Genomic DNA, 14,439 nt, shown 5'->3' with positions numbered 1-14,439 from the left:
TACTTGAAATCATGGAGGGTTTAGCTAATGAACAAGAACAGGAAAAGTAGTGCGCTTTTACTTGCAACAACCATGCTTGTTGTTCTGGCATTGTCAGGCTGTGGCGGCGGCAAATCGGCGGGTAACACTCTATCTGAAGGAACTGGTGGCTCGACTAATTCAGGAGGCAAAGCAGAAACGGTAACCATCACCCATTACACAATAGATTCAGAAGACCGGACATTTGTTGAGAAATTAATTCCCGATTTCGAAAAGCAGCACCCGAACATTAAAGTAAAAGTGGAAAAAGCACCTTATGAGCAGTTCGACAGCAAGCTGCAAACGCTAATTGCCGGTGGCAAATCACCCGATGTGACAAGTCACTGGGGTTATGGAGGTTTCGCAGAATACTACAACAAGGATATGCTGCTCGATTTGACCGACCTTTTAAAAGAGGATGGTTTCAAGGCAGCGGATTACAACATCCCGGAGAACCTGATGAACATTTATAAGGTTAAAGATCACACATATGGTATCCCAGTTAATATGTATGTCACCTTGATGCTCTATAACAAAGACATGTTTGATGCTGCCAAACTGACTTACCCAACAAGCGATTATGAAGATAAGAGCTGGACGTTTGAAAAGATGGTCGACCAGGCTAAACAAATGACTCTCGTCTCCGATGATATTGCCAAAACACAATATGGCGTAGACTTCACCTGGTCTGAACGCGATATGCGGCCATTATATTTTGGAGCGCAGCCTTATTCAGAGGATACATGGACGAATGGCGGCGTGCCTTCTGAGACTTATTTTGATTCCCCTGAAGTGATTGCTGCCTACAACAAACTCTTTGATCTCGTCTTCAAAGATAAAGTCTCTCCTTCCTCCGAGTGGAGCAAAAGCGTAGCCGGACAGAACGGCGATCCCTTTGTTGCAGGTAAAATCGGGATGTCTATCGGTGGCTCATGGAACCTTGCAGGTGCGAATGACTTTCCCTTCAAAATCGGTGTAGCCGCTGTGCCATGGGGAGGCAACGATAAGGTACGCAGCACACTTTACGTCGATCCGCTGCTGATCTTGAAGGACTCCAAACATCCGAAGGAAGCTTTGGAATGGATCAAATATTTGATCACTACCGAAGTGCAGGAGAAATCCATTGAGCTTAGTGGCGGTAACCCGCCAGTCAACACCGAAGCTGCTGAAGCTTACTATAAACATTTTGATGGCATCGATCCACAAGATATCAAAAATGTCTACGAGGGTGCTGTGAACTATGGCTTCGAATCCTACAACCATTTGATCACCAACTACTCGCAAATTAATGACATGTTCATTAATGAATTGCAACCAGTAGAAACTGGACATAAGACGGTGGAAGAGGTGATGACGACGATTCAGAAAAAAGTTACGGAGATCATTCATCGTTAATATTTGGCAGATATGCCGTCCCTTTAGGGACGGTATACCTGTTTGAAATCATACGTTTAGCGGACAGTCTGCCAACCCTGTATACTAAAGGTAGAAAACAGGATCGGAAAATCTGCCGCGAGGAGAACTAGAGATGAAAGTGAGTATTTTTGATGTAGCCAAAAAATCAGGATTATCGGTTGTAACCGTATCCCGGGTCTTAAATGGGGCCGAATCGGTACGCGAGAATAATCGCCAGAAGGTGCTGGAGGCCATTAAAGAGCTGGATTATCGCCCTAATGCAGCTGCACGCAGTCTGGCAAGCGGTAAGACGGGAATTATCGGGATTATTGTCACGACCCTGCAGGATTCTTTTTTTGACGCAGTGGTCAAAGAGCTGAATGAAGTCTTAGCGATGCATGGTTATTTTTTGGCCATCTCCATCTCAGCAGGCATCGAATCGGATGATAGCCATTATTTAATCCAGGAGGATCGTGTAGACGGTTTGTTTCTACTCTCTCCGATGGAAGAGGATAATTATATTGTGGAATTAAAACGGCGCGGCATTCCCTATGTGCTGATTGATAACCAAAAGCCCGAGAATGACACCTACTCTATCACGATTGACAACTTCAAAGGTGGCTACATGGCTACCAGTCATCTGTTAGCGCTCGGTCATACGTCAATTGCTCATCTATGTGGACAGGAGATGTTCCGTAGTACGCGGGAGCGGCGTGCCGGATTCCTACAAGCGCTTGAGGAAAAAGGTCTTACTCCATTTGAGATTGTACATGGTGATTTCGAAATTGGAATGGGATACGAAACCTGCAAGCGTTGGCTGAACGAAGGACAATTACCTACTGCGGTATTCGCTGGCGATGACAATATCGCCCTTGGCGTCATCAACGCGTTAATGGAAGCTGGCATTCGGGTACCCGAACAAGTAGCTGTAATTGGCTATGATGATCATTATATTGCTTCACAGCTTCATCCATATTTAACAACGATCCGTCAGCCTTCGGACAAAATTGGATTAGCAGCTGCCGAAATGCTCTTAAAGCGTATCTCTGGAAAGATGAAGCGCGGAGCTGGAGTAAAGATTGACCCAGAGTTAATTGTACGGGAATCTACTACTTCCAATTAATTAAATCATATAAACAAGGAGTGACAACCATTGACTTACTACTTGGGGATCGATGGTGGAGGCACCAAAACCTATGCTCTGCTATGCGATGAACATGGCAATGTTCTTGGTAAGGGCAGGAGCGGTAACGGCAACCACCAGACAGGCGCACTTGAGGCAGCCAACAGCATTCGAGAGGCCACATTCGGGGCACTAGATGAGGCTGGACTCCGATTGGAGGACATCCAACATACCTATCTTGGGCTTGCCGGTGCTGACCGAGAGGCCGATTATCTCATTCTCCATCCAATGATTCGCGAGATCGGATTTATCAATTACACCATTAACTGTGACACCATGATCGGATTACGTGCAGGGACGACTCGCCCTTATGGAGTTGCACTAATCTGCGGCACAGGCACCAATTCGGCAGGCAGAAACACGCAAGGAGAGCACTATCAGTGTGGTGGCTTTGACTACATGTACGGTGACTTCGGCGGTGGCGGTGCACTCAACATTGAAGTCTTTCGTTCTGTCATAAGAGCTTGGGATGGACGGGAGCAACCTACCCTCTTGACCGGACTTCTACTCAACTTGCTAGGTTATGAGGAAGTTGCAGATATGTTTAATGATTTCCTCAATCATTGGAAAAGGGTCCCTGTTCATGCTGCTCGTTTGCTTTTCGAAGCAGCAGCTGAAGGAGATGCTGTAGCCTTAGAGATTCTAAATCGGCAAGGCGTTGAGTTAGGGAAGTCCGCTGCTGCAGTCATCCACAAGCTTGGGATGGAGCAGGACACCTTCGATGTGGTTCTGGCGGGAAGTCTGCTAACCCGTGGGGATCGCGGCTGGATTCGCGGACCTATTGAGAAAGCTGTACAAGCCGCAGCTCCACAAGCAACTGTGGTGACTCTTGCCACAGAGCCTGTAGTAGGTGCCGTATGGTCCGCGATGGATCAAGATGGTTTGACCCTTAGTAATGAAGCGTATGAGACCATGCGGCAATTTCAAGATTATGAATCGATCCAACAAACAAAAAAGACAGGAGTGGTTGATCTTGGCAACTAATCAAGGATTAAAGATCGCAGTTATCGGTGGGGGTTCTTCGTATACACCCGAATTGGTAGAGGGATTTATTCTTCATTACAAGGAGCTTCCTGTTCGTGAACTATGGCTCGTAGACATCGAACCTGGACTTCGCAAGCTGAATATCGTTGGAAATCTCGCTAAACGCATGGTTGAGAAATCCGGGCTTCCGATTGAAGTTCATCTTACAACAGACCGCCGGAAGGCTATCGAAGGTGCAGACTTCGTCAGCACTCAGATGCGTGTCGGTATGCTTGACGCCCGCGCACGTGATGAATCGATTCCTCTTAAATATGGTGTCATTGGTCAAGAAACGACAGGTCCTGGCGGAATGATGAAAGCACTGCGTACGATCCCTGTCATTCTGGATGTATGCCGGGATATCGAAGAGCTGGCTCCTAACGCATGGCTGCTCAATTTCACCAATCCTGCAGGAATGGTCACTGAGGCTGTTCTGAAATACTCCAAAGTAAAGAGTATCGGTCTCTGTAATGCACCTATCGGTCTGATCAAACAAGTATCCTCCAAATATAACGTAGCTGCCGACCGTGTTTATGCCGAATTCGTTGGTCTGAATCACTTACACTGGATTACTCGAATCGACGTTGAAGGTGAAGATAAGCTGGATGATATGCTCACAGAGGGCTACAGTGCCAAGAACGTGCCAGCCCGAGAGTGGAATCCAGAATTCCTAAAATCTCTTCGCGCCGTGCCTTCCTACTATTTGAAATATTTCTATATGACGGATGCCATGCTCGAAGAGCAGATGGAATCGTTTAAGCAAGGTATCAACCGTGCTGAAGTCGTCAAACGCGTAGAAGAAGAGCTATTTGAGCTATACGCCAACTTAGAGCTGAGTGAGAAACCGAAACAGCTAGAACAACGCGGTGGTGCTTTCTATTCAGAAGCAGCAGTTAATCTCATGAGATCGCTCTATAACGGTTCAAACGACATCCAGACCTTGAATGTTGCTAACCGTGGCATACTGGACTTCTTGCCAGATGATGCAAGCATTGAAGTGAACTGTGTTGTCACCAAGAACGGACCACTACCTCTACCACTGACTAAGATTCCACCGATGGCCAAAGGGCTTATTCATGCTGTCAAAACCTACGAGCAGCTGGCCATTGATGCCGCTGTGACCGGTGACCGTGCGCTTGCCCTTCAGGCAATGGTGCATCATCCACTCGTTCCATCTGTAGATGTGGCGGTTCGTATGCTGGATGAAATGCTGGAAGCCAATAAAGAGTTCTTGCCGAACTTTTTTACTAAATAACCATAGAGATGAGGCGTCAATATGTCAGCTAAAGCGGTTTGGAAAGGCGATGTGAACCAAGCCATCTGCGCGTTTACATTTGATGATGGGCCTTCCCAGCTTCCCGTTGAATTATGGCTTGATGTTTTGGAGGAGGAAGGTGCTGTCGGCACCTTTTTCTTCACTGGGGAATGGATGGATCGCTATCCAGAGAAGGCGAGATTGATCCTGTCCCGTGGTCATGTGCTTGCTCCGCATACGTACCATCATCGGCGAATGGCCCAAGTGCCAAAGGCAGTATTCTTAGAGCAATTGAAGCTGACTGAGCTGGCCTATCAGGACGCAACGGGTCTCCCTTCTCCCAATTTCATGCGTTTTCCATATTGCTCATTCCGGGAAGAAAATTTCGAGTGGTTGACAGAATGGGGCGATTATCTAGATATTGAAGGCGTTGACTGCGGAGATTGGTCTGGTATTTCTGCTGAAGAGATCGTTGCCAGAGTTGAACCTACGCTTGAGAATGGAACCATTGTAGTCATGCATAGTAATGATGTTGCAAAAGGTTCACCGGATGCACTGAGAGCACTTATTCGGATCGCCAAGCAAAGAGGCTTGGAAAGTGTCGGCGTGCCTGAGATCCTTGGGTCCATTGGCGTAGAAGTAAACCACAGACCCTGGAAAATAGTCGTAGACGTTCCCGCAGAGTTAGATCATCCCTTGGAAAATTGGATCCCTTTAGAAAATAGTAAGCAGCTTGCCGACCTCGCGACCCAGACAACTGAGTGGAACATTCCGCAATATACACTACATTTCACTTCTGAAAAGGAGTGGCTGGAGCATCTGGAGAGTCCACTAGAAGAGGTTGGAGTGACAGAGGATCGCGAGTTGTTTACCGTACGGCAATTTGATGGCAGCTATTGGGGATATGTACGCGCCGGTGTCGTAGACAATACCCTTGTATTATTAGATTATGCGGCTAAAGAAGCGCAGGCTGATACATCGGTGTACTTACTTCGCTGGGCTGCGGATACTTCGATCAGATTGGGACTAACCAAGATTGAAGCCAGACTCAATATTCGTAAAATGAGCGAGATGGGCAGACAGTTAGGCTGGCAGTCAGAGATAGTAGAAGATCAATAAGAGACATCATCTATACTGATAAATAGTTGCGGTAAAAAACAGCGCTCCCCCGTTATTGGTGGATCGCTGTTTTGCGTTATGAGAATGGTAAACATCCCAGCAGTAAACGCCGTAATCCCAGTTTGCTCTACTATCATCCAAATGCAAGCGCTAATTGAAAGCTGTTGTTCCTTTCGGTACAATCAATTGCAACATCGTATTATTCCATCAGAAGGGGTGATTTCTTGCGTAAAGATACCAAAACCATCGGCGAGGTGGCTAAGCTGCTGGGCACAACCATTAAAACCATCCGCTATTATGACGACATTGATCTTTTGAAACCATCGAGTCACAGCGAAGGTGGACACCGGTTATATACTCCCGAAGATATTTCCCGCCTGCGGCTGATCACAACACTGCGTTATTTGGACTTTGGCATTGACGAGATCCGCCAAGTCATCGCTGGAGAGATTCAGCTCAATACAGCACTCAACTGGCAAATCGAAGCACTGGAGACGCAGGTTAATACGCTGACTAATATGATTTCGATTCTGCGCCAAGCCCAAGCGCATGATTCATCAGGCAATTCCATGGATTACATGAATGAGCTGGCTGACTCCTTGTCCATGAATACCGCTAAACGAAACGAGTTCATCTCCAGCAAAATAGAAGAAATACAACCGTTCAGTCAATTGCCATCCGAATGGCAGAATACTTTTTTATATTTGTTCAATAAATATATTATCAATGAAGTCAAAGTGACAGCTGGGCAAACCGTAGCTTGGAATGAGCTACAAGCGCTAATGAATGATGCGCAGTACATGGAGGAGCTTGTCCGATTCGAACTGCCCTTCCTCAATATGGTCAGACACCCTCGTGTTCCCGCTGCGTCCTGGATCAGAACGCTGGAGAGTATCCGAGTCCGGGTGGAAGCAGCCCTGCAACACAAATTATCAGCAGACAGCGCTGTTGTACAGGCTATTGTTGAAGATTTTGTGATGCTGTATGCAGATCCAGAGCAGTTCCGCGATAAAGCTGCCTTTTTCCGTCAATATGCTCAATGCATGCACACTGCTCCTACCGAACGGATAGAACGCTTTAATAAACTGTGCTTGCTTCTCAATCCCAAATGGGATGTTATTGTAGAAGGAAATACCTTGCTGATGCAAGGATTACAATGGAAACTCGGGCAGGAGAACTCTCACTCTGCGCCTTGTTGAAGTGTGAACTTCGGATGGTCTCCCAGGTTGATGTTCAAATATTGCAAGGGCTGCCCTTTTAAATAATGGTCAAAAAAATCAAGCGTGTACTCATTAATCAGCTCATGCGTTCCGCTCACATCCACACCCTCCATCCATTTAAACAACGGGGTGAGCAGATATAGATCGGAGAAGCTCATATGAGTGCTTTTTTTGAATGTCATCCAATAGTTTCCACCTGCGGTTACCGGCTCATAACGGGCAAACAGCTCATTATAGTAGGCTGTAATTTCTTCTCTGTTCGTCCCAAGCGCGGTGATTTCTGCATCATTGGTTTGGTCTACTCCTTTTAATGTGTCATCGGCACTCATGAGCAGAAAAGGCTTCTTTAGGCCGTCTGTAGGAATCCGCTTTTCACCGTAAAGTACCCCATCCATATCGATGCCTGCTTGTATTCTCTGATCATCCAGCAGCATTTGCACCGTCGTGGCTCCCCCAAAGGAATGCCCGAACATGCCCATATGTTCAAGATCGATCCGGTCAGTAAACAGACCACTAGGGTCGTTCGCAGACAAGGCCTCCATTCGATCAAGCACAAACTTCGCATCTTCTACCCAAACTTCATTACGCCGATCCATAAAAGAATACTTCATTTGCTCATAGCCCATTTTTCCTTCTGAATCAAACTTCACCACAGGCTTATCTGGAAATACCGAAGCCACGCTGCTATAAGCATGTTCAATCCCTACGACAATATAGCCGTGACTTGCCAATTGCTCGACTTGAAACATGTTCTGATTCTTGTAGCCCATAAATCCATGCGAAAATAGAAGCACAGGATATTTAGATTCTGTATCCGCTAATCCGGCATTCGCAATAGCATGGGTGTTGACCAGCTTAAACCCTGAGAATAAAAACTCCGGCAGGTGCAAAAATTCATGCAATCCCTCTATATAGGGAGCAGGATCAGATAAATAGGGCGCCTTTTTTCCAGTAGCCTCCGAACTTGCCGGATACCAGATTTGCACCGCTAATTCGCGGGAATCACCGGATGTTTTCGTAAATTTTTCTTCTCTTGCAGAATCGGTCCAATGGTAGGTAATGGTTCCTATCTTGTAAGGACCTGTGGGCTCCGCAAAAGAAAATACAGGGAATAGGAGCGGCAGCGCAATGGACACAGCAGCATAAACCACTCCAACTCCTCCAATAATTAGTGTCTTCCAGCGCTGTCGCGACTTTCTTTCTATCCTTGCTGTGGATCGGAAGAAAGGTCTTACCCCTCCTACAATCGCCCATAGTGTGACCAGATACATTGGGATCATCGGCCACCGCAATCCTTCCACGAAAGCGTGGACAAGCAGTAAAACAGTAGAAATTCCGCCGCCTATCAGCCACCCGCGTTGTGATTTAGGGCGTCCTAGCATTAACCCACCCAACATCCATACATTAAATAAGACAAGCATGATCTCAATCCATCTCATAATCTATAATCCTCCTTGGATTTCTCTTCTGGCCGCCGACCTGAACCAAGTATAAAACCTCCTGTTAGAGGAGAATCAAACACCTATTTAATTCACTGAATGGAGGATAGAGAAAAACTATGGGTTACGAGAAATGAGGATTGGGGCATAATTGAGGGGAAGATAACAGCTTGGAGGTCGCCTCTCAACTGATGGATCTTATTAAGATAGAACATTCATAAGATGCTACTTCAGCGTATTTCTCGAATCACCTGTGCAATGCCAGAAGAAATATCAGGCTCTTTTACACTAGATACATTGAGCTTTAGAATTCTCTCTTTTTTCGCAAAATAGGGAAGGTAACCGCTATCCGCCATCTCCACTCGAATGAACTTTTTTTGCAGCCGTTTGATCATCTGCTCTGCTCTAAAGTTATCCTCCAATTTCAGATACGTATGCACACCTAGCTGACTGGCAGGAACATAGGAATAATGCTCTTCAGATGCTGCATTTGCCTCCCTCATAATCGAATCATGGAGGAGCATGGATCTTTTTCCGTAGCAGGAACGCATCTTTTTTCGGTGGCGCTCGAACATTCCACTTTTCAAATACAACTCCAAGGCAGCTTGTGACAGCATAGAACTATCTATATCCATCAGTCTTTTGAATCGGTTAAAGGACTCACAGAGCACCTCAGGAAGTACAGCCACACCAACGCGCAGACCTGGGAATATAATCTTGGAGAAGCTTTTTAAATAGATAACGTGTGATGTATTGTCATAGGCATAAATCGGATCTTGCTTCGTATCCTGCTCCAGATCTGCCATGTAGTCATCCTCAACGATATACACATCGTATTTAGCTGCAAGCTGGGCAATCGCCTTCTTCTGGTTGCGGGTATAGGAAACGCCAAGCGGATTATGAAACCGTGGAACGGTATAGAAGAACTTGAACTGGCCCGTCTTAAATAACCGCTCTAATTCATTCAAGTCCACCCCGTCATCCGAACGCTGTATCCCCTCTGTCTCGATGTCGTACGTCTTCAAATACTCCATAAACAGTGGGTAACTCGGCTGTTCAATCAACACACGCTCCCTGCTATTTGGAAAAGGAATACGGGTTAAGAGTCCAAGTGCTTGCTGCACACCAGAGGTGATAAAAATCTGTTTGGAATCAGCAAATACCTGATAAGAGGCCAGTTGCCGCTGCATTTCACGGATCAGAGACGGCAGCCCTTGCGGCGTTCCATAGATAAACAAATCCTTACGGTACATATCGATCGCCTTATTAATACAATGTTGAAAATCTAGATACGGAAAAATATCCGGGTCCGGTGCAGATGCTGTAAAATCAATCCAGTGCGCCCCCTCTTCTTTTCGCTCCCCACTGCGTTTCATGACATAATATCCACTCTTTGACGCGGCATAGATTAGATGTTTGTCCTGAAGGTCTTGGAGTGCTCGAATAACCGTGCTCTTATTGCAATCATAACGTAGCGCTAGCTCTCGAATAGAAGGTAACTTGTCGCCCTCACGATATGTATCTTCAGCGATTTGTAATTCCAGATCGTTGATTAACTCCGAATACTTATATATGCCCTTCACCTACCTCCGAGTCTATTTTGTACCGGTACAGATGAACAATAATTACATTGTAGCATAGCTGTTCTAGCCTTAGAATAAAGAGCATAACAGGACCGGTCCTAAATGCGCGCAACACTTTGGAGGTCTTATAGATGAATACATCTTCTACTCAAAAAGCGATAGTAGCTGCTGTCTTGAATGCTATTATTGTCGGGTTTTCTTTTATATTTGTAAAAATGGCTTTAACCGTCTCGGACCCATTCGATACGTTAGCTCACCGCTTCACGTTATCTTTCCTTGCCGCTTCATTATTTACTTTTCCAGGATGGGGGCGGGTGAAGTTTGGTATTTCCAAGGCAGCAGTGGTAATCCCACTTGCTCTACTATACCCATCGTTGTACTTTACACTTCAAGCCTTTGGACTTCTGCATACAACATCTGCTGTAGCGGGTATTATTCAGGCGACCATGCCCATCTTTACCATCATTTTAGCAGCGATGTTCTTGAAAGAAACTACAAGCGGATTCCAGAAGATCTCCACCTTAATCTCGGTTGCAGGCATCATTCTTATCTTTGCCATTCCGGGCGTGAGTATTTCTTCCTCTAGTCTGTGGGGCGTCTTACTCATCCTTATCTCAGCGCTATCCCTTGCCGGCTATAATGTTGCGGCCCGAAAACTGACACGAACTTGGAGTCCTAAAGAGCTCACTTATATGATTACTTTATTTGGATTTATATTTTTTAATGGATTGTCGATCATTAAACATGGTTCGGCAGGAACCTTGAATCAATATTTCACACCTTTTCAGGAGCCAAAATTCATATTCTCCATGATTTATCTCGGTGTGCTATCTTCCCTCGTGACCTCCTTCCTCTCCAACTATGCTTTATCCCGAATGGAGGCTTCACGCGTGAGTATCTTCGGCAGTCTTTCGACGGTTGTCTCTATTCTTGGTGGTGTACTCCTACTGAATGAACAGCTGGAATGGTATCATTGGACCGGCACGGTGATGATCATTGCCGGGGTGATCGGAGTGAATTGGCGGAAAAGGGCAAGGGTTCAAGCAAAAAGCGAGATTGGGTTGGACTAGATACATTTACGTAACAAAAAGACACCCCTCGAGGTGTCTTTTTGCTTTTACCTTTTCATTCTCTCTATTCTGTATCAAGCTGCGGTTATCACTGTTACTTCGACGTTTCTAACGCCTTGATTTTCTCTTTATATTGATCCAATAGTTTAGTTAAAGCTTCCTTAATCACAGTGGAATCTTTGGTTTTAGCCGCGCTATTCAGATCCTCTTGGGCTTTGAAGAAGGCTTTATCAGCCTCACTAAGTTCTTGAATTGAAATCGTAGCTCCAGTCGCTTCTACAGCCGCAATTGCCGCTACACCTTTAATTGAAGTAGAGACAACACTCTCCATCTTCTGAGCTTCAGGTAATTGGATATCAACGCTGCGACCCGCTTCAATGTAACTCACGGGCAGAGCTTCAGCTGATCCAATCTCTTTCGATAATTGAACTCCCTCCGCCTGCTCAGAAGGTACAAGCTCAGAAACTGCGGTAATGCTAAATCCAGCAGCCTTATAATATTGATCCAAGGTCTTCTTCCAGTCTTCCAGGGTATTAGGTGCGTATGTTTTAGCCAGTTCCAGGGGATCTACCCAATCAAAGCTTATTAAGCTTGCAGAAAGTGATCCACTATTTGCTGGAGTAACCACGGCTGCTGCTGTTGTCTTCGCACTTTGATCGTTAGCTCCACTAGCTGCGTTCACTGCAGTCGGTGCGGCAACTGCGGACACTAGTAGGGCGGACAACGCTAACTTTTTAAATATCATCTGTTGATTCATAAATACAACACTCCTCGTCGATTTGAATGATCTTACAAGTCCAAGCTTACAAAATGAGTGTGGCATAACATTGGTTAATTTGTGGAAAAACGATGGCAGACCCCTATACCCACCTATGGATTGATATAATTGCAGAAGAATACTCTGGAGGTAACGAAATGAATACCAACTATCTCATTGCCGTAGTAGACGATGATCAGCATATACGTAATCTTGTAGAAGCCTATTTACAAAAAGAAAATTACCGCACGATCGGCCTTGGCAGCGCTGAGGAAGCGTGGACCTTATGGCAGACAAGCCCACCCGATATGTGGGTGCTCGACGTAATGTTGCCTGGCATGGACGGGTACGAGTTTTGTCGGCGGATTCGCAATGAAGCCGAGGTACCGATTATTATGATCTCTGCAAGAGATAATGAAGTGGATAAAATATTAGGCTTAGAGCTTGGCAGTGATGATTATCTGGTCAAGCCATTTAGCCCCCGGGAGCTAGTTGCTCGCATTAAACGCCAGTTACAACGCTGGTATAAAATGAGTAATCCCGTGGAACCCGCAATTAGTACCCCACACCCATCGACGCAAATTGAAGTTAGCCACCTACAGTTATTATTGGAGGAAAGACGTGTGTTCTGGCACGGAAATGAGATTGAACTTACCAGCAAAGAATTCACCCTTCTAAAAGTTTTTGCAGCTTCTCCAAACCGCGCATTTACAAGAGATGAGCTGTTAACCTATGTTTGGGGAGATGACTATTTCGGGAGCGACCGCGCCGTGGACCATTTAATTAAACGAATGCGGAAAAAACTAGACCTGCTGCCGATTGAAGCCGTTTGGGGACATGGCTATCGTATGCGAATTGAGGAGGGAATGGAGATCAATGAAGCTAGCACATCAGATTAATATAGCCTTTAGCATCGTATTGGTACTGCTCCTGTCTATTACCGCTGTCGTGATCCACTTTGTACTGCTCAATCATTTTGTCGGTACACAAAAGGCAGAATTGCGAACCATTAGCTCTGCCATGTCAGCCACTATGATTGAGGGAAGCACGTACAAGGGCGACATGGGGACTGAACTCCATGCGTTACCCGTGATCATGCCTTCTACTGTTGGTACTGCAGGCGTCGAGGCCATTCTTAGCGATGAGACAGGAAAAGTATTGTCCACCTCATCGAACATGAGTTCAATCGCGGTAAACTCCAATACGCAGTTTGTCGCAGGTCAAACCTCGGATCTCCAGAACATATGGAATGGAACAGATGCAAGATATATAACGGAAGTGAAGTCCACCCCGATAGGCACGCTAACTCTGCTTACACCTATGAGCGCAGTTACAACGATTGAACAAGCTCTGCTCAAAAGACTTCTAATCGTTTTCGGTGCAGCAGGGGCATTCATGCTCCTATTTGGCCTGTTTATCACGAAAAAGCTAATCCAACCTCTAATGAAGCTGCAGCAAGAGCTGAAAAAGGTAAAGGAACGCCACTTTTCGGATGTTAAGCTAATCAAAGCTGGCGGAGAGATTGGCGCTGTCGCTAAGTCGGTATATGACATGGCTGGCGAATTGAATCGTTTTAACCACGTACAGAAGCAATTTTTCCAGAATGCCTCACACGAATTAAAGACCCCACTAATGTCTATCTCTGGGTATGCTGAAGGGATTAAGGATGGTATCTTCGAGGGGGAAGGGATCGATAAAGGTCTGGATATTATCATGAGTGAGAGTAGTCGTCTGAAGAAGCTCGTTACTGAAATGACCCTGCTTGCGAAGCTGGATAGTGAGGAGGATATATTTAGAACTAGCGAGCTTTCTCTGGACGACTTAGTCGTAGAAACAATTGAACGCATGAACCCCCTTTTGATGAAAAAGGGACTGACCCTACATGTATCCTACGATGACTGCGAGCCACTTACGATCCGGGCCGATAGAGATAAGCTATTACAGGCGCTGCTTAATGTAGTTTCCAATGCAACTCGTTATGCCAACCAGCATATCTACATTCATGCTTCGGTTAAAGATGGTCAGGTTCTGCTCTCCGTTAGTGATGATGGCCCTGGCATATCAGAAGATCTGCTTCCATACCTGTTCCACCGATTTGTAAAAGGAAAAGATGGCGAATCAGGGCTAGGACTAGCCATATCCCGTGCGATCGTTGAGCGCTCCGGAGGTCTGATTTCGGCAGGGAACCGTAAGGATGGCGGTGCAGTGATCACCATGGGATTCCCTACACTCTACCCTACCTAGACAGTTTTATGTCGAGTGGAACACCAAAAAGCGATCCTCCTAAGCACCTCGAACTCAGTTCTTTCATTGTTAAAGAAGGTGACAGGGTAGCTATATTGACCATCAAGAGATTTCCTTTAGAGGAGATCTCTTT

12 protein-coding genes are annotated in these 14,439 nt (G+C 45.9%); 9 read left to right on the top strand and 3 right to left on the bottom strand.

Annotation, left to right across the window (positions count from 1 at the left end; genetic code table 11):
* The first annotated feature begins 27 nt into the window (after positions 1 to 27).
* The 6 genes from MKY99_RS01240 to MKY99_RS01215 all read left to right on the top strand — a co-directional run bounded on the left by MKY99_RS01240 (position 28) and on the right by MKY99_RS01215 (position 7,192).
* Positions 28 to 1,413 carry a sugar ABC transporter substrate-binding protein gene (locus tag MKY99_RS01240; RefSeq protein WP_339268221.1) on the top strand — a complete coding sequence of 462 codons (1,386 nt, stop codon included), beginning with the start codon at positions 28 to 30 and terminating at the stop codon, positions 1,411 to 1,413.
* 133 nt (positions 1,414 to 1,546) lie between these two features.
* Positions 1,547 to 2,536, top strand: a complete 990-nt coding sequence (locus MKY99_RS01235; protein WP_042184112.1) for a LacI family DNA-binding transcriptional regulator — start codon at positions 1,547 to 1,549, stop codon at positions 2,534 to 2,536.
* A gap of 30 nt (positions 2,537 to 2,566) precedes the next feature.
* Positions 2,567 to 3,580: a BadF/BadG/BcrA/BcrD ATPase family protein gene (locus tag MKY99_RS01230; protein WP_339268219.1), complete on the top strand. Its 1,014-nt coding sequence runs from the start codon at positions 2,567 to 2,569 to the stop codon at positions 3,578 to 3,580.
* Positions 3,528 to 4,874 (top strand): 6-phospho-beta-glucosidase, encoded by a 1,347-nt coding sequence (locus MKY99_RS01225; protein ID WP_339268217.1) that lies wholly within the window; start codon positions 3,528 to 3,530, stop codon positions 4,872 to 4,874. The genes MKY99_RS01230 and MKY99_RS01225 overlap by 53 nt, the downstream gene beginning before the upstream one ends.
* Before the next feature lie 21 nt (positions 4,875 to 4,895).
* On the top strand, positions 4,896 to 5,993 hold the full coding sequence (locus MKY99_RS01220) for a polysaccharide deacetylase family protein (protein WP_339268216.1): 1,098 nt from the start codon (positions 4,896 to 4,898) through the stop codon (positions 5,991 to 5,993).
* A 224-nt stretch (positions 5,994 to 6,217) separates the two neighbouring features.
* Entirely contained in the window at positions 6,218 to 7,192 is a 975-nt protein-coding gene (locus MKY99_RS01215; protein WP_256716338.1) for a MerR family transcriptional regulator, read from the top strand.
* Here the strand turns inward: MKY99_RS01215 and MKY99_RS01210 are convergent.
* Both MKY99_RS01210 and MKY99_RS01205 read right to left on the bottom strand, forming a co-directional pair.
* Complete coding sequence (locus MKY99_RS01210; protein WP_339268214.1) at positions 7,174 to 8,652, bottom strand: acetylhydrolase; 1,479 nt, start codon at positions 8,650 to 8,652, stop codon at positions 7,174 to 7,176. The two genes, MKY99_RS01215 and MKY99_RS01210, sit on opposite strands and share 19 nt — an antisense overlap.
* Positions 8,653 to 8,882: 230 nt before the next feature.
* Complete coding sequence (locus MKY99_RS01205) at positions 8,883 to 10,226, bottom strand: PLP-dependent aminotransferase family protein (RefSeq protein WP_339271447.1); 1,344 nt, start codon at positions 10,224 to 10,226, stop codon at positions 8,883 to 8,885.
* 140 nt (positions 10,227 to 10,366) lie between these two features.
* Here MKY99_RS01205 and MKY99_RS01200 point away from each other — a divergent pair, with 140 nt between their 5' ends.
* The gene (locus MKY99_RS01200; protein WP_042184104.1) at positions 10,367 to 11,305 is read left to right on the top strand and encodes a DMT family transporter; all 939 of its coding nucleotides are present in this window, start codon (positions 10,367 to 10,369) and stop codon (positions 11,303 to 11,305) included.
* 94 nt (positions 11,306 to 11,399) lie between these two features.
* On the opposite strand, the gene MKY99_RS01195 is transcribed toward MKY99_RS01200, so the two are convergent.
* The gene (locus MKY99_RS01195) at positions 11,400 to 12,062 is read right to left on the bottom strand and encodes a hypothetical protein (RefSeq protein WP_076286669.1); all 663 of its coding nucleotides are present in this window, start codon (positions 12,060 to 12,062) and stop codon (positions 11,400 to 11,402) included.
* 158 nt (positions 12,063 to 12,220) lie between these two features.
* Here MKY99_RS01195 and MKY99_RS01190 point away from each other — a divergent pair, with 158 nt between their 5' ends.
* Both MKY99_RS01190 and MKY99_RS01185 read left to right on the top strand, forming a co-directional pair.
* On the top strand, positions 12,221 to 12,961 hold the full coding sequence (locus MKY99_RS01190) for a response regulator transcription factor (RefSeq protein ID WP_339244313.1): 741 nt from the start codon (positions 12,221 to 12,223) through the stop codon (positions 12,959 to 12,961).
* Entirely contained in the window at positions 12,939 to 14,306 is a 1,368-nt protein-coding gene (locus MKY99_RS01185) for a HAMP domain-containing sensor histidine kinase (RefSeq protein WP_339268211.1), read from the top strand. Before MKY99_RS01190 ends, MKY99_RS01185 begins: the two co-directional genes overlap by 23 nt.
* The last annotated feature ends 133 nt before the right edge of the window (positions 14,307 to 14,439 follow it).

It is taken from the genome of Paenibacillus sp. FSL R5-0470 (assembly GCF_037975205.1).
Taxonomy (GTDB): domain Bacteria; phylum Bacillota; class Bacilli; order Paenibacillales; family Paenibacillaceae; genus Paenibacillus_AQ.
This window is presented reverse-complemented; position numbering and strand designations above follow the sequence as displayed.

Excerpts from the sequence above, each read along its gene's own strand:
- MKY99_RS01240 (WP_339268221.1), top strand. The coding sequence starts at position 28 with ATGAACAAGAACAGGAAAAGTAGTGCGCTTTTACTTGCAACAACCATG.
- MKY99_RS01235 (WP_042184112.1), top strand. The coding sequence starts at position 1,547 with ATGAAAGTGAGTATTTTTGATGTAGCCAAAAAATCAGGATTATCGGTT.
- MKY99_RS01225 (WP_339268217.1), top strand. The coding sequence starts at position 3,528 with ATGAATCGATCCAACAAACAAAAAAGACAGGAGTGGTTGATCTTGGCA.
- MKY99_RS01220 (WP_339268216.1), top strand. The coding sequence starts at position 4,896 with ATGTCAGCTAAAGCGGTTTGGAAAGGCGATGTGAACCAAGCCATCTGC.
- MKY99_RS01210 (WP_339268214.1), bottom strand. The coding sequence starts at position 8,652 with ATGAGATGGATTGAGATCATGCTTGTCTTATTTAATGTATGGATGTTG.
- MKY99_RS01200 (WP_042184104.1), top strand. The coding sequence starts at position 10,367 with ATGAATACATCTTCTACTCAAAAAGCGATAGTAGCTGCTGTCTTGAAT.
- MKY99_RS01195 (WP_076286669.1), bottom strand. The coding sequence starts at position 12,062 with ATGAATCAACAGATGATATTTAAAAAGTTAGCGTTGTCCGCCCTACTA.
- MKY99_RS01190 (WP_339244313.1), top strand. The coding sequence starts at position 12,221 with ATGAATACCAACTATCTCATTGCCGTAGTAGACGATGATCAGCATATA.
- MKY99_RS01185 (WP_339268211.1), top strand. The coding sequence starts at position 12,939 with ATGAAGCTAGCACATCAGATTAATATAGCCTTTAGCATCGTATTGGTA.